General features: G+C 64.7%; 19 protein-coding genes. 15 read left to right on the top strand and 4 right to left on the bottom strand.

The features are described from left to right. The first annotated feature begins 185 nt into the window (after positions 1 to 185). A complete protein-coding gene (locus BMG00_RS01480; RefSeq protein WP_078573184.1) occupies positions 186 to 2,387 on the top strand; it encodes a methyl-accepting chemotaxis protein in 2,202 nt (733 codons plus the stop codon). Positions 2,388 to 2,469: 82 nt separating this feature from the next. Here the strand turns inward: BMG00_RS01480 and BMG00_RS01475 are convergent, their stop codons facing one another. Together BMG00_RS01475 and miaA are read right to left on the bottom strand one after the other, a co-directional pair. Continuing rightward, the gene (locus BMG00_RS01475; RefSeq protein ID WP_245794928.1) at positions 2,470 to 3,450 is read right to left on the bottom strand and encodes an AraC family transcriptional regulator; all 981 of its coding nucleotides are present in this window, start codon (positions 3,448 to 3,450) and stop codon (positions 2,470 to 2,472) included. 41 nt (positions 3,451 to 3,491) lie between these two features. Next, positions 3,492 to 4,382: a tRNA (adenosine(37)-N6)-dimethylallyltransferase MiaA gene (miaA, locus tag BMG00_RS01470; protein WP_078573183.1), complete on the bottom strand. Its 891-nt coding sequence runs from the start codon at positions 4,380 to 4,382 to the stop codon at positions 3,492 to 3,494. A gap of 119 nt (positions 4,383 to 4,501) precedes the next feature. Here miaA and pyrH point away from each other — a divergent pair, with 119 nt between their 5' ends. The 14 genes from pyrH to BMG00_RS01405 all read left to right on the top strand — a co-directional run bounded on the left by pyrH (position 4,502) and on the right by BMG00_RS01405 (position 17,293). Further along, positions 4,502 to 5,233 (top strand): UMP kinase, encoded by a 732-nt coding sequence (gene pyrH / locus BMG00_RS01465; RefSeq protein ID WP_078527892.1) that lies wholly within the window; start codon positions 4,502 to 4,504, stop codon positions 5,231 to 5,233. 105 nt (positions 5,234 to 5,338) lie between these two features. Further along, positions 5,339 to 5,902 (top strand): ribosome recycling factor, encoded by a 564-nt coding sequence (gene frr / locus BMG00_RS01460; RefSeq protein ID WP_078527890.1) that lies wholly within the window; start codon positions 5,339 to 5,341, stop codon positions 5,900 to 5,902. Positions 5,903 to 5,944: 42 nt separating this feature from the next. Further along, positions 5,945 to 6,703 (top strand): polyprenyl diphosphate synthase, encoded by a 759-nt coding sequence (uppS, locus tag BMG00_RS01455; protein WP_078573182.1) that lies wholly within the window; start codon positions 5,945 to 5,947, stop codon positions 6,701 to 6,703. Continuing rightward, positions 6,700 to 7,497 carry a phosphatidate cytidylyltransferase gene (locus BMG00_RS01450; RefSeq protein ID WP_078573181.1) on the top strand — a complete coding sequence of 266 codons (798 nt, stop codon included), beginning with the start codon at positions 6,700 to 6,702 and terminating at the stop codon, positions 7,495 to 7,497. Before uppS ends, BMG00_RS01450 begins: the two co-directional genes overlap by 4 nt. Positions 7,498 to 7,499: 2 nt before the next feature. Then, positions 7,500 to 8,678 (top strand): 1-deoxy-D-xylulose-5-phosphate reductoisomerase, encoded by a 1,179-nt coding sequence (gene dxr, locus BMG00_RS01445; protein WP_245794927.1) that lies wholly within the window; start codon positions 7,500 to 7,502, stop codon positions 8,676 to 8,678. After that, the gene (gene rseP / locus BMG00_RS01440) at positions 8,679 to 10,028 is read left to right on the top strand and encodes an RIP metalloprotease RseP (protein ID WP_245794926.1); all 1,350 of its coding nucleotides are present in this window, start codon (positions 8,679 to 8,681) and stop codon (positions 10,026 to 10,028) included. A gap of 126 nt (positions 10,029 to 10,154) precedes the next feature. Beyond that, complete coding sequence (locus BMG00_RS17555; protein ID WP_158521663.1) at positions 10,155 to 10,328, top strand: hypothetical protein; 174 nt, start codon at positions 10,155 to 10,157, stop codon at positions 10,326 to 10,328. Between the two features lie 188 nt (positions 10,329 to 10,516). Next, positions 10,517 to 12,865, top strand: a complete 2,349-nt coding sequence (gene bamA, locus BMG00_RS01435) for an outer membrane protein assembly factor BamA (protein WP_078573180.1) — start codon at positions 10,517 to 10,519, stop codon at positions 12,863 to 12,865. Between the two features lies 1 nt (position 12,866). Next, positions 12,867 to 13,688 (top strand): OmpH/Skp family outer membrane protein, encoded by an 822-nt coding sequence (locus BMG00_RS01430; protein ID WP_078573179.1) that lies wholly within the window; start codon positions 12,867 to 12,869, stop codon positions 13,686 to 13,688. Between the two features lie 105 nt (positions 13,689 to 13,793). Continuing rightward, entirely contained in the window at positions 13,794 to 14,255 is a 462-nt protein-coding gene (gene fabZ / locus BMG00_RS01425) for a 3-hydroxyacyl-ACP dehydratase FabZ (protein WP_078527880.1), read from the top strand. Between the two features lie 5 nt (positions 14,256 to 14,260). Continuing rightward, on the top strand, positions 14,261 to 15,058 hold the full coding sequence (lpxA, locus tag BMG00_RS01420; protein ID WP_078573178.1) for an acyl-ACP--UDP-N-acetylglucosamine O-acyltransferase: 798 nt from the start codon (positions 14,261 to 14,263) through the stop codon (positions 15,056 to 15,058). After that, complete coding sequence (locus BMG00_RS01415) at positions 15,055 to 15,870, top strand: LpxI family protein (RefSeq protein WP_078573177.1); 816 nt, start codon at positions 15,055 to 15,057, stop codon at positions 15,868 to 15,870. Before lpxA ends, BMG00_RS01415 begins: the two co-directional genes overlap by 4 nt. Further along, entirely contained in the window at positions 15,867 to 17,018 is a 1,152-nt protein-coding gene (lpxB, locus tag BMG00_RS01410) for a lipid-A-disaccharide synthase (protein WP_078573176.1), read from the top strand. The genes BMG00_RS01415 and lpxB overlap by 4 nt, the downstream gene beginning before the upstream one ends. Continuing rightward, positions 17,018 to 17,293 carry a hypothetical protein gene (locus BMG00_RS01405; protein WP_078573175.1) on the top strand — a complete coding sequence of 92 codons (276 nt, stop codon included), beginning with the start codon at positions 17,018 to 17,020 and terminating at the stop codon, positions 17,291 to 17,293. The genes lpxB and BMG00_RS01405 overlap by 1 nt, the downstream gene beginning before the upstream one ends. Positions 17,294 to 17,300: 7 nt before the next feature. Here BMG00_RS01405 and BMG00_RS01400 read toward each other — a convergent pair whose 3' ends face one another. Together BMG00_RS01400 and BMG00_RS01395 are read right to left on the bottom strand one after the other, a co-directional pair. Further along, positions 17,301 to 18,671, bottom strand: a complete 1,371-nt coding sequence (locus BMG00_RS01400) for an aspartate aminotransferase family protein (protein WP_078573174.1) — start codon at positions 18,669 to 18,671, stop codon at positions 17,301 to 17,303. A 44-nt stretch (positions 18,672 to 18,715) separates the two neighbouring features. Beyond that, positions 18,716 to 20,191 carry an NAD-dependent succinate-semialdehyde dehydrogenase gene (locus BMG00_RS01395; RefSeq protein ID WP_078573173.1) on the bottom strand — a complete coding sequence of 492 codons (1,476 nt, stop codon included), beginning with the start codon at positions 20,189 to 20,191 and terminating at the stop codon, positions 18,716 to 18,718. Positions 20,192 to 20,211: the final 20 nt, after the last annotated feature.

Genomic DNA, 20,211 nt, shown 5'->3' with positions numbered 1-20,211 from the left:
CTCTCGAGCGCGGCCCTTTTTTGTTGTCTCGAAGGCGCCAGAACGTGCCGAGCACTCGGACATCGACGCGCAGGGGACGAAATCCCGGCCCATTGCTCCCGAGACTGGGTGTTTCCGTCGAATGTGAACGCGATCTTAGGGAATCGGTCCTAATCCGAAGGCAAAGCAGCTTCGGAGCCTGTCCCATGACAATTCGCCGTCAGATCCTTTTCCTTCCCATTGGAATCGCTCTGTTCGCTTGTGCGCTGATGGCCGCGGGGCTGTTCTGGGTCGGAAACCGGGTCGAGGACATGTCGCGCAATCGCGCGCTTTCCTCTGCCGAGGAACGTTTGATGAGTGCGGTGCATTCGGCCGAGATACAGGCGCTCGACCGTGCGCTCCTGATCGCGGGCCTGCCTCCGGTGCAAAAGGCGGTGGCAGAGCGCGACGATGCCGCGCTGGAGGCGCTTCTGGCGCCGGAATGGCCCGTCTTGCGCGACAGGACCGGCATTGCGCAGCTGCAATTCCATACCGCGCCTGCGACCTCTCTCATCCGCATTCACAATCTCGACAAGCGCGGCGATGATCTCTCCGCCTTCCGCAAGACCGTGGTGGACGCCAACAGGAGCGGCAAGCCTATCTCGGCGCTGGAAACGGGAAAGGCCGGGATCGGCGCGCGCGGCGTCGCCCCGATTTTCTATCAGGGAAAGCAGGTCGGTACGGTAGAGGTGGGGCTCGATATCGGTCAGGGGTTCCTCGATGCGCTCTCCAAAACGACCGGCGCGATCTACGAATATTACGCGCTGCCGCCCGTGGGCGAGGGGGAGCCGAAGCGACTCGTCTCGACCGTCGGGGATAGTTCTTTTCTCTCGCCGGGAGAGCTGGAGGAGCTGCGCCTTGGCGAACCGATCGACAAGGCGCTCACGATCAATGGCGAAGCCCATGTGATGCGCGCCGATCCGATCCGGGACTATTCCGGCGCGGTTGTGGGTGTGATCACGCAATCTCTCAACGTCGCGGAAATTTCCGCCCTTCGATCGATGATCGGCAAGATATCGGCCCTTTTGGTGAGCGCGGCATTCGTGATCTCGGCCCTGCTGGCCTGGTTTCTGGGCGGGCGCATCGTGCGCCCGATCGGGGCGCTCGCCCGCGCCACCCGCGCAATCGCGGAGGGTGACACTCAAACCGATGTGCGCGGCGTCGAGCGAAAGGACGAGCTTGGCGACATGGCGCGCGCCCTTGTCATCTTTGCAGAAAACCGCGAGAAAAACGAAGAAATGCAACGTGTTCTGCGCGAGGAAGAAGAAAACGCGCGCCGAGTGGAAGCGGCCCGGCAGGCAGAAATCGACAAGGTCGAGGCCGCGCGCCGCGATGCCGCGCAAGAGGTTGAGGCCGCACGTCGCAAGGCTGAAGCCGACGAGCAGAACGCGCTTCGCGCCCGCGAGGAAGAGGCCCGCCGCGCCCTCGAAGAACAGGCGTATACCGTGGCCGTTCTGGCCCGTGGTCTCGATGCGCTCGCGAACGGCAATCTCTCGATCACCATCGACGAGACGCTGACCGGCGAATACGAGAAATTGCGCGGCGATTTCAATGCGGCGGTCGAGCAATTGTCGCAGTCACTTGCCCAGATCGAACGTGGGGCGCATCTGATCGATGGTGAGGCGCAATCCGTTGCCTCCTCCGCCGAGGAACTCAGCGCGCAGACCGAGCGTAATGCCGCAACGCTCGAGGAAACGGCGGCGGCACTCAATGAGTTGACGGTCTCGGTGCAATCTGCCGCGGAAGGGGCGCAATCGGCCCGGTCGCTCGCCACCGAGGCCCGCGGTCACGCCGAAAGCGGGGCAGAGGTGGTCAAAAGCGCGGTGGCGGCCATGGCCGAGATCGAGACCTCTGCCAAGGCAATCTCGCGTATCACCTCGGTGATCGACGATATCGCCTTCCAGACCAACCTGCTCGCCCTCAACGCAGGCGTCGAAGCCGCCCGCGCGGGCGAGGCGGGACGCGGGTTTGCCGTCGTGGCCTCCGAGGTCCGGGCGCTCGCGCAACGCTCCTCCGAAGCGGCCAAGGAGATTTCCGAACTCATCGCCTCATCCGACACCCAGGTCCATTCCGGCGTAACCCTGGTTGGTCAGACCGGAGAGGCTTTGCAACGCATCGTGAGCTCCGTGCGCGAGATCCACGACCGCGTGTCGGAAATCGCGGCCTCCTCGGGCGAACAGGCAAGCGGAATTTCCGAGATCAACGCCGCCGTGCACCAACTCGATCAGGCCGCGCAACGTAGCGCCGCGATGTTCGATCGCAGTGCCGCCGCCAGTCGCGCGATGCTTGGGGAGAGCGCCCGTCTGCTCAGCTCTGTCTCGTCATTTACGTTGCAGCAATCGATGTCGCGCGAAAAGACCGCGGCATGAGTTGGGGCTCGGTGGGGGGCGTTGCGGCGCCATGAGGCGGGGCTCGGTGGGGTGCGTTGCAGCGCGCCCCGGCACCGCGCATTCAGCCTGCGCGACGGAACGCGAGCGGTGTGTTCCCTGTGCCCGCCTGAAAGGCGCGGGTGAAATAAGCTGGACTGCGATAGCCCAGTTGTCGCGCGATCTCCTTGACGGGGGTCTGCGTGTCGCACAGCAGGCGGCGCGCCTCGTAAAGACGGCGATCCTGCAACAGTTCCAGCGCGCCCTTGCCACAGGCTTCGCGACAGGCGCGCGCAAGATGGGTAGGCGTAACGCCCAGTTCTGCTGCGAGATCCCCGACGCTGACGCCGGAGCGAAAATCGCGCTCGACCAGCGCGGAATAACGCGAGACCAGCTTGCGCGCGGCGCTCGGCCGGATCGCCTCTGTTGCATTGCTTTCGATCTGACGTTCGAGCCAGACGCTGAGCAAGCCGAGATGGCTGCGCAAGGCGCGGTCCGAGGCGGGCCGCTCGCTGTTGATTTCCCGCTGGATCGCCTCGAGAAGTGCGTTGATCTCGCCCTGCGCCATCGCCTCGCGAATGCGCAGATGATGGGCGGAATGGGGCAGCTCGAGCGCGCTGTCGCGCCCGAAGAACAGCGCTTGGCCATGGGTCTGAGCGCTGACTTCGAAGCCGTGAATGACCCCGGATGGAATGAAGATGGCGTTATTGGGCCCGTATCCGCGAGTGACCCCGCCCAGCGTGATCCGGCCCTGACCGCGGGTGAACCACAGCAGGCAGGGCTCGGAAAGCGCGCGCATCGCTTCGACCCGCCAGCGCCCGCCTTGCGCCAGGCGCGCGATCTGCATCAGCCGCGGGGTCGAGGGCGTTTGATCGCTCAAAGAAGATGTCTGCCGGGTACTCGTGATCGCGGCGGTCGGTGCCGCCACGCTCTCGGGCTTGCGCGGTGCGAGGGACGGTTTCGACTGCGCAAGCTGCGACAGCGGCGGGGTGGAAAAGAGCTTCACGATTGGCTGATCCCGATCCAGTTCGGGTGTGAGGATATCCTTCAACCCCTTCCAAACCAACAGATTTTCTTGCGATCATCCGCGCGGCTGTGCTCGCTTGGTCACGCATACGCGATCTTGTGCCAATCCTTCATCCGGCTACGAAACCATGTGCGTTGCCGCTTGGCATATTGGCGGGAAGCCGCCTGCGCAGCGATGCGCGCCGCCTCCAGATCAAGTTCGCCGCGCAGATATGCGATGAGTTCGGGGGCGCCGATCGCCCGCGCCCAAAGCGCCTCGGGATCCCAGATCGGCTCGATCACGCGCGCCTCTTCGAGCGCGCCTTCCTCGAGCATCAGATCGAAGCGCCGGTCGATACGTTCAGCCAGCCAGTCGCGATCGGGCGTAAGGAGAAGCGGCATGCATTCGGCAAGAGGTAGAAGCGGCGGAGGGGTGCGATCCTGCCAGGCGGCTAACCCCTCGCCGGTTGCGCGCATTACCTCCCAGGCCCGTTGCACGCGCATGGGGTTGAGCGGATCGATCTGCGCGCGGGTCGCAGGGTCGAGTTCGGCCAGCATCCCCTCATGGCCCTCGGCGAGACGACGCGCATTGGCCTCATCGCGGATCGGGGGCGGCGTTTCGGGAATTTCGGCCAGCCCTTCGGTGAGGGCAGTGAAATACAGCCCCGTCCCGCCGACGATGATGGGACGGGGGCCGCCCGCGCGATGAGCCTCCAGTAGTGGCGCGATTTCGCGCAGCCAATGGCCGACCGAATAGGGCTCTCCGGGATGCTTGTGACCATATAGGCGGTGGCGTGCGCGGGCCTCGTCCTCGGCAGAGGGGCGTGCGCTCAACACCCGCCAGCACGACCAGACCTGGAGCGCATCGGCATTCACCACGACCCCGCCATCGTGCTCGGCAAGCTCCAGCGCCAGCGCCGATTTTCCGCTCGCCGTGGGACCGGCGATCAGGACCGGCAGGTGAGGCGGAATTTCGGGCAGGATCGGGCGCATCGGCGGCTCTTTGCGGCGGGAAGGTCGGACAATGGGCCGCGCCCTCTCGCGAGAGGTTGAACCCGGACCCCATTTGCGACATTTTGCGCCGCGATGACAACAGCCCTCAGGAGGATCGAATGAGCACGGAGATGCATCCGGCGGCCAAATACAAACGCGTGCTGCTGAAGATCTCGGGCGAGGCGCTGATGGGGGATCAGGGCTATGGCCTGCACCCGCCGACCGTCGCGCGCATTGCGCAAGAGGTGAAGTCGGTCCACGATCTCGGCGTCGAGATCTGCATGGTGATCGGCGGCGGGAACATCTTCCGCGGGCTTGCGGGCTCGGCGCAGGGGATGGAACGCACCACGGCCGATTACATGGGCATGCTGGCGACGGTAATGAATGCGCTGGCGATGCAATCGGCGCTCGAGGGGCTTGGCGTGTTCACGCGCGTGATCTCGGCGATCCCGATGGATCAGGTCTGCGAACCGTACATCCGCCGCCGCGCGGTGCGCCATCTGGAGAAGAAACGGGTCTGCATCTTTGCTGCCGGCACCGGCAACCCCTATTTCACCACCGACACGGCCGCGACGCTGCGCGCCAACGAAATGTCGTGCGAAGCGATCTTCAAGGGTACGAAAGTCGATGGGGTCTATGACAAGGATCCGAAGAAATTCGACGACGCCAAGCGCTATGACACGGTCAGCTACGACGAGGTGCTGCAAAAGAATCTCGGCGTGATGGATGCCTCGGCGATTGCGCTCGCGCGGGACAACAACAAGCCGATCATCGTCTTCTCGCTCGACGAGCCGGGCGGGTTCCGCGGAATTCTCGCGGGCGAGGGTACCTATACCAAGGTTCAGGGGTAAGCCGCGAGCCCGCGGGGTCGCTTGCCTGTCACAAAAGCTAGTTTTCGCCGCGGCTCTGGGATACATCTCGGAGCCGAGGCTGCAACCAAGACGGAAACAAGAACAATGTCCGACGAGATTGAGATCGACACCGATGACCTCGAGCGCCGCATGGATGGCGCGATGACGGCCCTCAAGCACGAGTTCGCCTCGCTGCGCACCGGCCGCGCCTCTGCTTCGATGGTCGAACCGATCACCGCCGAGGCCTATGGCCAGACCACCCCGATCAACCAGCTTGGCACGGTGAACGTGCCCGAGCCGCGCATGGTCACCATCAATATCTGGGACAAGGGGCTCGTGGGCGTGGTCGAAAAGGCGATCCGCGAGAGCGGTCTGGGCATCAACCCGCAGACCAATGGCACGATCATCATGCTGCCGATCCCCGAACTCAACGAAGAGCGCCGCAAGGAGCTCACCAAGGTCGCCGCGCAATATGCCGAGCATGCCCGCGTCGCGATCCGCAACGTGCGCCGCGACGGCATGGACCAGATCAAGAAGGCCAAGTCGAACGGCATGTCGGAAGACGATGTGAAGTTCTGGGAGGCCGAGGTCGAGGAAATCACCAAGAAGCATATCGCGGTGGTCGACAAGGCGCTTGAGAACAAGCAGGCGGAGATCATGCAGGTCTGAGGCCGCAGGCCTCGACCCGCAGATGGGAGGATCGATCCGCAGATGGCGCTGAGCACCACGGATATTGCCGAAACCTCGCCCGAGCCGCAGGGCGAGGGGCGCGCGCCGCTTCATGTCGCGATCATCATGGATGGCAACGGCCGCTGGGCGACCCAGCGCGGCTGGCCGCGTCTCGCCGGGCACCGCAAGGGGGCCGAGCAGATCAAGAAGATCGTGCAGGCCGCGCCCGGCCTCGGCATCCGTTACATGACGATCTACGCCTTCTCGACCGAGAACTGGAAACGCTCGACGCAGGAAGTGCTCGGGCTGATGAAGATGTTCCGGCTGATGATCAAGCGCGAGGCGGCAGAGCTGTCGCGTCAGGGTGTCGAGCTGCGCTTTATCGGGGATCGCACCCGGCTCGACCCGCTTCTGCGCGAGACGATGGATTCGATCGAAGCGCGCACCAGGGGCAACACCAAGCTGACGCTGGCGGTCGCGATCAATTACGGCGGTCGCGACGAGCTGCGCCGTGCCGCGCTGGAACTTGCGCGGGATCTGGCCGAGGGGCGGATTACCGAAGACGAGGTAGATGAAGCCGCGATCTCGGCCCGGCTCGACACGCGCTGCATGCCTGACCCGGATCTGGTGATCCGCTCTTCGGGAGAGACGCGCACCTCGAATTTCCTGCCGTGGCAGGCGGCCTATTCGGAATATGAATTCACGCCGACGCTCTGGCCCGATTTCACACCTGGGGAGCTTGCCGAGATTTTGGCGCGCTTCAAGGGGCGCGAACGCCGCTTCGGCGGGGTCGCCTCGTGAACGGGGGCTCAAACTCTGGCAAATGGGGCGATCTGCTTCCGCGTCTAGCCTCCGGGCTCGCCATGGTCGCGATCGGCGTTGCGGCGATCTGGCAGGGTGGCGCCATCTTTGCGGGGCTTTCCGTTCTGGTCACCGGCCTCATGGTCTGGGAACTGGTCACTATGCTCGCGCCCGGTCGTCCGGGCAAGGCGGTGGGGCTCGGGCTGGTGGCGGCGGTCCTGCTTGGCTTTGTCTTCGTCATCCACGAGCCGTTGGGGCTGGTCTATCTGCTGATCGTGCCGATCGTTGCGGCGATCATCGTGGCGGGGCGGCGCGGCGTGGCCTTTGCCTATTCGCTGGCGATCATGCTCACCGGATACGGGCTGGTGGCACTGCGCGAAGGGGCGGGGCTCGGGGCGATCACCTGGATCGTCGCTGTGGTGGTTGTCTCTGATATTGCAGGGTATTTTGTCGGACGCACATTGGGCGGTCCGAAATTCTGGCCGAAGGTGAGCCCGAAGAAAACCTGGTCGGGCACGGTTGCGGGCTGGGTCGGGGCGGCGATCGTGGGGGCGATCTTCGCGGGTCTGGGGGGCGGTCTGGCGATGATCTGGATCTCGCCGCTTCTGGCCTTCGCGGGACAGCTTGGCGACATTGCCGAGAGTGCCATCAAGCGCGCAACCGGGGTCAAGGACAGCTCGTCGCTGATCCCTGGCCATGGCGGCGTGCTTGATCGGTTCGATGCGCTCACGGGGGCGGTCGTCGTTCTGATGCTGATCTCGCAGGTGATGCCCCTGCCGCTGACGGGAAGCTGATCATGCGCAAGGTTTCGGTATTCGGCGCGACCGGCTCGATCGGTGAGAGCACCTTTGACCTGTTGATGGGGCAGGGCGGGGCCGAAGCCTATGACGTGGTCGCGCTGAGCGGTGGGCGCAATGTCGCGCGACTGGCCGAACAGGCCCGCGCGCTCAAGGCCGATATCGCCGTGACCGCTTTCGAAGACTGCCTGCCCGCGCTGCGCGAGGCGCTTGCCGGATCGGGCGTGGAGGCGGCGGCCGGGGCGCAGGCTCTGATCGAGGCCGCCCATCGTCCCGCGGACTGGATCATGTCGGGGATCGTGGGGGCGGCGGGCCTGGCGCCGGGCTTCGCGGCGCTGTCGCAAGGCACCACTCTGGCGCTCGCCAACAAGGAATCTCTGGTCACGGCGGGGCCTTTGCTGATGGCCGAGGCGCGCGCCCATGGCGCGACGATCCTGCCGGTGGACAGCGAGCATTCCGCGATCTTTCAGGGTCTCGTGGGCGAAGAGATCGGCGCGGTCGAGCGGGTGATCATCACCGCTTCGGGCGGCGCGTTTCGCGACTGGCCGCTCGAGCGGCTGGCGCAGGCGACGGTCGCCGAGGCCTCCTCGCATCCCAATTGGAACATGGGTCAGCGGATCACGATCGATTCCGCATCCATGTTCAACAAGGCCCTGGAGGTCATTGAAGCGAAAGAGTTTTTCGGTTTCACGCCTAGGCAGATCGAGGTGCTCGTCCATCCACAGAGCATCGTGCATTCGATCGTGGGCTTCCGCGATGGCGCGTTGATGGCGCATCTGGGCGTGCCCGACATGCGCCATGCGATCGGTTATGCGCTGAACTGGCCCGAGCGGCAGAAACTGCCGGTGGCGCGGCTCGACCTTGCCGCGATCGGCAGTCTCGAATTCCGCGCCCCCGACACCGAGCGTTTCCCCGCTTTGCGCCTTGCGCGCGAGGTGATGGAGACCGGTGGGCTGTCGGGCACCGTCTTCAATGCCGCGAAGGAAATCGCGCTCGATCTTTTCATCGCGGGTAGGATCGGTTTTCTTCAGATGGCCGCGCTGGTCGAGGCGGTGCTCGAGGATATGTCGAAAGGCCAAGGTCTTGGAATTGCCGCGGTCGATCTCGATATGGTTCTGGACTGCGATGCCGAAGCGCGCGCCCGTGCGCTGGTGATAAGTGAACAGGGAAGGATCTGAGTGTTGGACCTGCTGCCCCAATTCGGCAATCTGCTGTATACCGTCGTGGCCTTCGTCATCGCGCTTTCGATCATCGTGGCGGTGCATGAATACGGCCATTACATCATCGGGCGGCTTTCGGGGATCAAGGCGGAGGTCTTCTCGCTCGGTTTCGGCCCCAAGCTGATCAGCCGCGTCGACAAGCGCGGCACGCGCTGGCAGATCGCCGCGATCCCGCTCGGGGGCTATGTGAAGTTCCTCGGTGATGCGAATGCCGCTTCGGCAGGGGCGGACGAGGCGGAAATGGCGCAGCTGAGCGCCGAGGAGCGTCGCCACACGATGCATGGCGCGCCGCTTTGGGCGCGGGCGGCCACCGTTGCGGCGGGGCCGGTCTTCAACTTCATCCTGTCGATCCTTGTGATCGCGGGTCTCTCGCTCTGGACAGGACGCGCGATCGATACGCCCGCGATCCAGACGGTCGTGGAATTGCCGCAAGGCCCCGGCGGGCTCGAGAGCGGCGATGTGATCAAGGCGGTCGACGGCACGCCCACGCCCGATTACGAAGCGCTCGGTGCGCTGATCGAGAAAGTGCCGGGCGGCCCGGATCTGTCCTATCAGGTCGAGCGCGGCGGACAGGATCTGACCGTCACGGGGCCGCAGCTTTTTCCCTCGCGCTTTGCCGGGATCCAGCCGGGTTCGGCCGCCTATGACGCCGGTCTGCGCACCGGCGACGTGATCACCGCGATCGACGGCACGCCCGCGTGGCGGTTCATCGACCTGCAAGAGGTGATCAGGGCGGGGAACGGCGCGCCGGTCGCGCTCGATATCTGGCGCCCGTCACGCGATGGCACCGAGGGCGAGAGTTTCTCGGTGACGCTGGTGCCGCGCCGCACCGATCTGCCCGTGGGCGACGGAACCTTCGAGACCCGCTTCCTGATCGGGGCCACCGGCAGCTACATGTTCGAGCCGGTGACCGAGCCTGTCGGGCTGCTCGAGTCCGTCACCAGTGGCGTGAGCCAGACCTGGGGGATCATCACGCAGTCGATCTCGGGGATCCGGGCGATGATCGCGCAGCAGATCTCGAGCTGTAACCTCACCGGCGCGCTGCGCATCGCCGAGACCTCGGCGGCGGCGGCGAAATCGGGTCCGGTCGATTTCATCTGGTTCATCGCGGTGCTCTCGACGGCCGTGGGCTTCCTGAACCTGTTCCCGATCCCGGTTCTCGATGGCGGTCACCTGATGTTCCATCTCTATGAGGCGATCGTGGGCAAGCCCCCGTCGGATCGGCTGATGAACGCCTTCATGTCGGTGGGGCTCGCGCTGGTGCTGACTCTGATGCTGTTCGGTTTGTGGAACGATCTGACCTGTTGAGCGCGGGCCGGGCGCCTGTCGTTGGAGCGCCTTGCCACAATTTTGCCGCAATTGGCCCGAAATGAAGCCATCTTCGGCGGCTAACTCTCGTCTTGGACGCATCCGTTGCGTGCAAGGAGAGAGACGATGACCGAATTGATCGCCAAGGGCTACCATGACATTCGACCGCTGGTCGACATGCTTGGCGACCGTCTGCTCTTCATCGCGGCGGTGATCGTCGCGCTTCTCGGCGCGGCGCTGATCGGTATGCAGCTGATCGACATGTTCGCCATCGATCCGGCCGGTTTCAACCGCATCTGAGCAGCGCTTTTGCTCTGAACCCGGGTCGCCAGCCTGTGAGGCGGCGGTCGGGTCGCCGCTATCCACTGCGGCCTACTTCCCTCAATCCACAAAATCCTGCGGCACTTGCCCCATCGCGGCTTTGACAAGGCCCGCCCGCTTCGGTAGTCACCTTGCAAGGGAATTTGAACTTCCGGCGGGAGAGGGCGATGGCGAACGGCTTGCAAACGGTGCTCAAGATTTGCGCAACGCGAAAGGCCCTGCGCGCAAGCGTGGTTTTCCCCGCGATCGCAATGGGTTGTGTCGCGGTTCCGGCGATCGCCCAGGCGCAGCAATACAGCTTCTCCCGGGTCGTGATCGTCGGCAATGAACGGATCGAACCGGCGACGATTCTGGCCTTCGCGAGAATCGCGCGCAACACGCCCGTGACCGCCGCCGATCTCAACGCCGCCTATCAGCGCATCGCAGGATCGGGTCTGTTCGAAACTGTGGCCCTGACGCCCAAGGGCTCCACGCTCGAGATCACGGTTCGCGAATACCCGACCGTCAACGTGATCAATTTCGAGGGCAACAAGGTCGTCAAGGACGAGGTGCTCTCGCAGGTCGTGCAGACCAAGCCCAACCGCGTCTTCAACCCCGCCGAGGTCGAGGCCGATGCCCAGCGTCTGGTCCAGGCCTATTCCGATGACGGCCGGATGGCTGCGCGCGTGACGCCGAAGGTGATCCGCCGCGCCGACAATCGCGTCGACATCGCCTTCGAGATCAAGGAAGGCAAGGTCACCAATATCGAGCGCATCACCTTTACCGGGAACCGCTCGTATTCGGACCGCCGCCTGCGTCAGGTGCTTGCTTCGAAACAGGCCGGGATCTTCCGCACCTTCGTCAAGGACGACACGTTCAACGAGCGTCGCATCCCCGCCGACCGCCAGAAGCTGATCGACTTCTACCAGCAGCGCGGCTTCATGGATGTGCAGGTCACTGGTGTGTCCTCGCAGATGACGCGGGCGCGTGACGCCTTCTACATGACCTTCAACATCGTCGAGGGTCAGAAATTCCACTTCGACAAGATCACGACCACTTCCGAGATCGACGGTCTCGATCCGGCGGAATTCGACAAGCTCGCGAAGATCCGCAGCGGCCAGACCTATTCGCCCCAGGCGATCGATTATGCCGTCACCCGGATGGAGCAGCTCGCGATCAAGAAGGGCGTGCAATTCGTGCGCGTGCAGCCGCAGATCTCCAAGGATCAGCGCACGCAATCGGTCAACGTGACCTTCCAGCTGGTGCGCGGCCCGCGCATCTTCGTGCAGCGGATCGACATCGAGGGGAACACCACCACGCTCGACCGCGTCATCCGCCGCGAGTTCGACACCGCCGAGGGTGATGCGTTCAACCCGCGCGCGATCCAGAACGCGGCCGACCGCGTGCGTGACACGGGTTTCTTCAGCAATGTCGACGTGAACGCCAATCAGGGTTCCAGCCCCGATCAGGTCGTGGTCGACGTGAACGTGGACGAGCAGCCGACCGGTTCGCTGGGCTTCGGTGCGTCGTTCTCCAAGAGCGACGGCGTGGGCTTCAACGCGAGCCTGCAGGAAACGAACTTCCTCGGCCGTGGCCAGTTCCTCGGGCTCTCGCTCGGGACGACGAAGGACAACAACACTTCGAGCGTCCGTTTCGTCGAGCCCCGTTTCCTGGGCCGAGACGTGAGCTTCAGCTTCGGGGCGAGCTATACGACGACGAGCTCGGCGTCGAATAACAGCTTCGACACGCGCCGCATCAGCGTCTCGCCTGCCTTCGAATTCCCCGTCTCCGAGCGCGGTCGCCTCGCGGTGCGCTACAAGGCCGGTGAGGACTCGCTCAACAACGTGCCGACCGATTCCTCCGAGATCCTCCAGCGTGAGGAGGCCGAAAAGGGCACGCAGCGCTATTCGGGCTTCGGTTACACCTACAGCTTCAGCACCAAGCGCGAGCAGATCGATCCGCGCTTTGATTGGCGCTTCAGCGTCTCGCAGGATTTCTGGGGCGTGGGCGGCGACGTGACCGGCGGCGTGACCTCGGCCAAGATCCAGGGTGAGCGCAAGGTCTTCAATGAGGAGGTCACGCTGCGGGCCTCGCTCGAAGGTGGTGCGGTGCATGCCTCGGGCGGCACCACGATCCTGCAACGTTTCAGCGGCAGCCAGATCCGCGGTTTCCAGAGCTACGGCATCGGGCCGCGTGACCGCAGCGACAATGGCGGCGCGGTCAACGACGATGCCTTGGGCGGTAACTACTACTGGGTCGGCAAGGTCGAGGCGCAGTTCCCGATCGGCTTCCCCGAAGAATACGGTATCACGGGCGGCGTGTTCTGGGATGTGGGCTCGGTCTGGGGGCTCGACGACACGACCGGTTCGAACGGCGTCGAGGTCGACGACTCGATGCATATCCGTTCGGCGGTGGGCTTCTCGATCTTCTGGGACTCGGGCATCGGCCCGCTGCGCCTGAACTTCTCGAAGGCTGTCAAGAAAGAGAGCTACGACAAGACCCAGAATTTCGATCTGACGCTCTCGACGCAGTTCTGACATGGGCGGCTTGCGCCGGGTGATATCGCTTTTGCTGACGGGTGCAGTGCTGGTCGCTGCGCCCGTCGCAACTTTTGCACAGCAAAGCGACAGCGCTGGCGTTACCCAACCGCAAAGCCCCGTACTGACCCTCGATTGGGAGCGGCTCTATGCGGAGTCGCAATGGGGCAAGCGCGTGGCGCAGGAGATCGACGCCGCCTCTGCCGATCTACGTCAGGAAAACAACCGGATTGCGGGCCAGCTCGAGGCCGAAGAGCGGGATCTGACGACGCGCCGCGCGACAATGGTATCTGCCGATTTCCAGGCGGCCGCCGAGGCCTTCGACAAGCGCGCGACCGAAATCCGCGCCGCCCAGAAAGCGAAGGCCGATGCGATCCAGCGTCAACTCAACGCCGAACGGCAGGCCTTCATTGCCGCGGCGATGCCACTGATCGACGAAGTTCTGGCCGCGCGCGGGGCGGCGGTGGTGCTGGATTCGCGGGTGATCATTCGCGGGCTTGCGAGCGCCGATATCACCGTCGAGCTGGCTCAGCGGGTCGATGCCGAAATCGGCGACGGTGCCGGGCAGGTGCCCGCCTCGGTGCCCGCGACGGGGTCGACAAAGAGCGACGCGACCACAGGCTCGACCGGGGATGTCGCGGCATCGGGCGATGGGTCGGACCCTGCAACGGCGCCAGCCAAGCAGGAAGGCGTCTTTGTCGATGACAGCGCCAATCGCGCCACGGAGACCGGTGCGGATCCGGTGCTTCAGGGCGGCACGCCCCCCACGCCCGAGACACCGCTCGGCTTGCCGATGCCGGACGCTCAAGACGGGTCGAACTAGACCCTGATCCTTGCCAAGCCGCCCGCCGATTGCTAGCAACTTACCAAAAGAAGAGGGCTGCGACGGACAGCGTTCCAGCGCTCCGCCAGATAACGAGGACAGTTGATGACCGAACCCGCCCCCTATACCGAAGCAAACCTTTCGCTCATCAAGCGGATCATCCCGCATCGCTACCCGTTTCTGCTGATCGACAAGGTGGTCGATATCGTGCCGAACGAAGGCGCCGTCGGCATCAAGAACGTCACCTGCAACGAGCCGCATTTCCAGGGCCATTTCCCCGATGAGCCGATCATGCCGGGCGTGACGATCGTCGAGGCGATGGCGCAGACGGCGGCGGTCGTCGTGGGTATCTCGACCGACACGATCGACAAGAAGCTTGGCACCTATTTCATGGCGATCGACAAGTGCAAGTTCCGCCGCATGGTAGTGCCGGGCGACGTGCTCAAGATGCATGTGAAAGTGCTGCGCGGCGGCGGCAAGGTCTGGAAATTCGAGGGCCGCGCCGAGGTCGAGGGCGAACTCGCCGCCACCGCCGAGTTCATGGCGATGATGGATCTGAAGGGCTGAGCGCGGTGAGCGTCGACGCAAGCGCGCAAATCCACCCCTCGGCGGTGATCGAGCCGGGGGCGGTGATCGGTCCGGAGTGCCGGATCGGCCCGTTCTGCGTGATCGGCCCCGAGGTCGTGCTGGGCCGTGGCGTCGAGCTGCAATCCCATGTGGTCGTGCAGGGCGCGACCGAGATCGGCGACGAGACCGTGGTGTTTCCCTTCGCCTCGCTTGGCCAGATCCCGCAGGACCTGAAATTCAAGGGCGAGAAAACGCGGCTGGTGATCGGCAAGCGCAACCGTATCCGCGAATATGTGACGATGAACTCCGGCACCGAGGGCGGTGGCGGGATCACGCGCGTGGGCGATGACGGTCTCTTCATGTCGTCCTGCCACGTCGCTCATGACGCGCAGATCGGGGATCGGGTGATCTTGGTGAATTCGGTCGCCATCGCGGGCCATTGCGTGCTGGAAGACGACGTGATCGTGGGCGGGCTGTCGGGCGTGCATCAATGGGTGCGCATCGGGCGCGGCGCGATCATCGGGGCGCTGTCGATGGTGACGGCGGATGTCATCCCGCACGCGCTGGTCGCGGGGCCGCGTGCGGGGCTCGAGGGGTTGAACCTCGTGGGTCTCAAGCGGCGCGGCACCTCGCGCGAGGAAATCTCAGCGCTGCGCAAGACGATGGCGGCGCTCAGTGAGGGCAGTTTCCGCGAAAGCGCGCGCAAGCTCTCCGATGAGGGCGTCGAGGGCGATCTGGCCCGCGAAGTCCTTGATTTCATTCTCGGTCCTTCGGATCGCAGCTTCCTGACGCCGAGCAAATGAGCGGCGGGCTGCATACCGCGCTGATCGCGGGGGCGGGCCGTTTGCCCACGCTGTTGCAAGAGGCGGAACCCGATCTTCTGGTCTGCGAGATGATCGGCGCGCCCTGCGATCTGAAGGGCGATCATCTGCGCTTCCGGATCGAGAGGCTGGTGCCCTTCCTCGACGAATTGGCAGATCGCGGCATCAAGCGGGTGGTCTTTGCTGGCGCGATGCAGCGCCCCGCGATCGATCCCGAACAGTTCGACCCGCGCTCGGCGCAGCTTGTTCCGCGTCTGGCGATGGCGATGCAGGCGGGCGATGATGCGACGCTGCGCGCCGTGATCGAGGTCTTCGAGGAATGGGAGTTCGAGGTGATTGGTGCCCATGAGATTGCGCCTGATCTGCTGCCCGAGGCGGGCGTGCTTTGCGGCACCCCGAGCGCGGTGGACGAGCACGACGCACAGCGCGGGGCCGAAATCGTGGCCGCGCTTGGCGCCTCGGATATCGGTCAGGGCGCGGTCGTGGCACGCGGGCTTTGCTTGGCAGTCGAGACACTGCCGGGCACCGATGCAATGCTGGAATTCGTGCGTTATCACAAAGGCTTGCGGGCGGATCTTAAAGGGCTCAAGGGGGTCTTCTACAAGGCCCCGAAACCCGCTCAGGACCGACGCGCCGATCTGCCCGCGATAGGCGTCCAGACCGTCGCGAACGCCGCCGCTGCGGGTCTCTCCGGCATCGCCTTCGAGGCGGGCGGCGTGATGCTTCTGGACCGGGCCGCAGTGGTCGAGGCCGCGCAAGAGGCCGGTCTCTTCCTCTGGGCCTGCGTGCCATGAGGGTTTTCGTCATCGCGGGCGAGGCCTCGGGCGACAAGCTCGGCGGCGCCCTGATGGCGGGGCTTTCCGAACTGGCGCCCGGGATAGAGTGGCGCGGGATCGGTGGCGAGGAGATGTGCGGGCAGGGGCTCGACAGCCTCTTTCCGATGGAGGAACTCTCGGTGATGGGCCTGATGGAGGTCCTGCCGAAATACCGCCACCTCAAGCGCCGTATCGCCGAAACCGCAGAGGCCGTGGTCGAGATGGCCCCCGATGCGCTGATCACCATCGACAGCCCCGATTTCTGCCTGCGCGTCGCGCGGCTGGCGAGGGAAAAACGCCCCGATCTCAAGGTGATCCATTACGTCGCGCCCTCGGTCTGGGCCTGGCGTCCGGGACGCGCGGCGAAGATGGCGCAGGTCGTCGATCATGTGCTGGCGCTTTTGCCTTTCGAGCCGCCCTATATGGAAGCCGTCGGCATGAGCTGCGATTTCGTCGGCCATCCGGTCGTTGCCGAGCCGCGCGCCGATCGGGCCGACGCGGCGGCCTTCCGCGAGACGCACATGATCGACGCCGATCAACCGCTGGCGCTCTGCCTGCCGGGCTCGCGCCGGGGCGAGGTGAAGCGTCTCGGCCCGCGTTTCGACGAGGCGCTGATGCAGCTGCGCGACCGCGAGCCGGGGCTGCGGGTGGTTCTGCCGACTGTGCGGGGCGTGGCGCCGATGGTGCGTGAGATGACCGCTCGCTGGCCGGTCGCGCCCATCGTGGTCGAGAGCAGCGAGGACAAGCGCGCCGCCTTCGCCGCCGCAGATATCGCGCTGGCGGCGAGCGGCACGGTCAGTCTGGAACTGGCCGCGAACCGGGTGCCGATGGTGATTGCATATGACGCGAATTTCATCTCGTGGCATGTCATCTGGCGGATGTTGCGGATCGACACGGTCACGCTGGTGAACCTCGTGTCGGATACCCGGGTGATCCCCGAGTTCCTCGGTCCGGATTGCAAACCGCGCGCGATCTCGGCGAAGATGCTCGAATTGCTGGAGGACGACGCCTCGCGGGGCGAACAGTTCGCGGTCATGGAAGAGACGATGCGGCGTCTGGGCGAGGGCGGCGAGGCGCCGGGGCTTCGTGCCGCGCGTTCGGTTCTGGAATTTCTCGGGAGGGTGTGATGCGGGTCTTTCTGGCGATTTCCCTGACACTTTCGGCCGGGTTCGCACAGGCCGAAACCGATCCCGCGCAGCTTTTCGCGAAATCCTGTAGCCGCTGTCACAAGAACGCCGAGGCATTGGTGACGCAGATGGACTGGGCGCCCGATACGGAGACCGCCGAGACGCGGGCCAACTGGTTTGACGTGTTCATCGCCAGACACCATTCGCCGAAGGCCGGGGATCGTGCGACGCTTGCCGCGTGGCTTTCAGGGCTCGCAGGAAAAGACGAGCCCTGAGAGAGACTTAACCCAGAACCGCTTTCACCGCATCAGCGGTGACTTCAACGATCTTGTCGGCCTCGGCCTCGGTGAGGCAGAGCGGCGGCGCGAGGCCCAGAATATCGCCCTGCGGCATCGCGCGCCCGATCACGCCGCGCTCGACCATCGCGCCCGCGATCTTCGCGCCGACTTTCTCGGAGGCGTCAAAGAAGGTCCGCTTGTCGCGATCCGAGACGAACTCGACCGCGCAGAGCATCCCTTCGCCACGGATGTCGCCGACATGGACATGCTCGCCAATCGCCGCCTTCATCTGCGTGTTGAGATAGGCGCCGACCTTGCCCGCATTCTCGACCAGCCCGAGCTTGTCGATCAGCGCGAGGTTCGCGACCCCTGCCGCCGCCCCGATGGGGTGGGCCGAATAGGTCCAGCCGTGACCGATCGGGCCGTTCTCGTCGGTGCCTTGCTCGAGCACCTTCCACATCCTGTCGCTGACAATCGTTCCCGAGAGCGGCGCATAGGCCGAGGTCAGGCCCTTCGCGATGGTGATCAGGTCGGGCTTCATGCCGTAGTGATCCGAGCCGAACATCGAGCCCAGACGCCCGAAGCCGGTCACGACCTCGTCTGCGATCAAAAGGATGTCGTATTTGTTCAGAACCTTCTGGATCGCGTCCCAGTAGCCTGCGGGCGGGGGCACGATGCCGCCCGTGCCCAGAACCGGCTCGCCGATGAAGGCGGCAATGGTGTCGGGGCCTTCGCGTTCGATCAACTGCTCGAGCTCGCTCGCGCAATAGGCGGTGAAGGCCTCTTCGGTCATCGCCGCATCGGGGCGGCGGAAGTAATAGGGCGCCTCCGTATGGATCACCTGCGAAAGCGGCAGGTCGAACTTCTTGTGGAAGAGCTCCAGCCCCGTCAGCGAGCCGGTCATCAGCCCGGAGCCGTGATAGCCGCGCCAGCGCGAGATGATCTTCTTCTTCTCGGGGCGGTTCAGGATGTTGTTGTAATACCAGACCAGCTTGATGTTGGTCTCGTTCGCATCCGAGCCTGACAGGCCGAAATAGACTTTCGACATGTGATCGGGCGCGCGCTCCATGACCATACGGGCCAGCGTGATCGAGGCTTCGGTGCCGTGGCCGACATAGGCGTGATAATAGGCCAGTTCCTTGGCCTGTTCGGCGATGGCGTCGGCGATTTCGGTGCGGCCATAGCCCACGTTCACGCAGTAAAGCCCCGCGAAACCGTCGAGCAGCTTGTTGCCGTCGCGATCCTCGATGAACACGCCCTTGCCGCCGGTGACGATGCGGTTCGGGGACTCGCCGCGCGCGTGCTGGGCGAGATGGGTCGAGGGGTGGAAGAAGCTTTCGCGATCCCACTTGTCGAGTTGGTCATTGGTCAGCAATTTTCTCTCCTTCTTCGTGTATCGCGTCCGGGAGGGCGGGGGTTTCAGCCCCAGTCTCGACAGACGTATTTGATTTCCATGAACTCTTCCATTCCGCGGCGGGAGCCTTCGCGGCCAAGGCCGGATTGCTTCATGCCGCCGAACGGGATGGGCGCGCCGGTGACCTTGGTGCGGTTGACCGCGACCATGCCGAATTGCAGCGCGCGCGTGGCACGGTAGATGCGTTTTGGGTTCTGGGAGTGGACATAGGCCACGAGCCCGTATTCGGTGGCGTTGGCCTTGGCGAAGACCTCTTCTTCGGTGTCAAACGGCGCGATGGGCGCGACCGGGCCGAAGGTTTCTTCGCGCATTATTTTTGCCTCGTCCGGCACATCGGTCAGAACGGTTGGCGCGAAGAACAGCGGGCCGCGATCCAGCCGCTTGCCACCGCAGGCGAGCTTCGCGCCTTTCGCGAGCGCGTCGGCCACGTGTTCTTCCTGTTTGGCCACCGCCTTTTCGTTCATCAGCGGGCCGATATCGGGGTCGTCCATGCCGATGCCGACGGTAAGCGCTTGTGTGGCCTCGGTGAAGCGGCGGCAAAATTCCTCATAGACGGGCCGTTCGACATAGATCCGGTTCGCACCGAGGCAGTCCTGCCCGGAGGTCGCGAATTTTGCCTTGATGACCTCCGCGACCGCCTGATCGAGATCGGCCCCCTTGAAGACGATGACCGGCGCGTGGCCGCCAAGTTCCAGCACCAGCCGTTTCACGGTTTCCGCCGATTGACGATAGAGCAGGCGGCCCACCTCGGTCGAGCCGGTGAAGGAGAGCGCGCGCACACGGGTGTCTTCGCACCACGGCTCGACGATGTCCGGCGCATGGCCGGTCAGCACGTTGAACACCCCCGCCGGAAGTCCCGCGCGTTCGGCCAGTTCCGCCAGCGCCAAGGCCGAGAAGGGCGTTTCGTGCGAGGGATGGGCCACCACGGTGCAGCCAGCCGCGATCGCGGCGGCAGCCTTGCGGGTCAGCATCGCGGCGGGGAAATTCCACGGGGTGATGAGGCCAACGACGCCCACGGGTTCCAGCCACAGCTCGACCTCGGCATCATGCAGATGCGAGGTGACGCCCTCGATATTCGGGCGCTTCGCTTCTTCGGCGTAATATTCGATGAAGCTTGCCGCATAGTCGATCTCGCCGCGCGCCTCGCTCAGTGGCTTGCCCTGTTCGAGCACCATGATCCGGGCGAGGTCGTCCTTCGCCGCAATGATCAGATCGAACCAGCGGCGCAGGATGCTTGCGCGCTCTTGCGGCAGGGTCAGCGACCAGTCGAGAAAGGCCGTCTGCGCGGCGTCCACGGCCGCGCGGGACTGGGCGCGGCTCAGCGCCGTGACGTCGCCCAGGCGCTCACCATTGGCGGGGTTGGTGACCGGGATCGCCTCGCCCGTCTCCCCCGCGATCCAGCGGCCGTTCACATAGGCAAAGCTGCGCAGCAGGCGCTTGTCGGCAATGTCGGGGCGGGCGGAAATGGCGGTGTCGAGCATGGGCGGGACCTCCTTGATGA

Origin of the sequence: Thioclava marina, assembly GCF_002020135.1 — a bacterium.
In the GTDB taxonomy this organism is placed as follows: domain Bacteria; phylum Pseudomonadota; class Alphaproteobacteria; order Rhodobacterales; family Rhodobacteraceae; genus Thioclava; species Thioclava marina.
The sequence above is the reverse complement of the archived record's forward strand: the minus strand, read 5'-3'. Positions and strand labels throughout refer to the sequence as shown.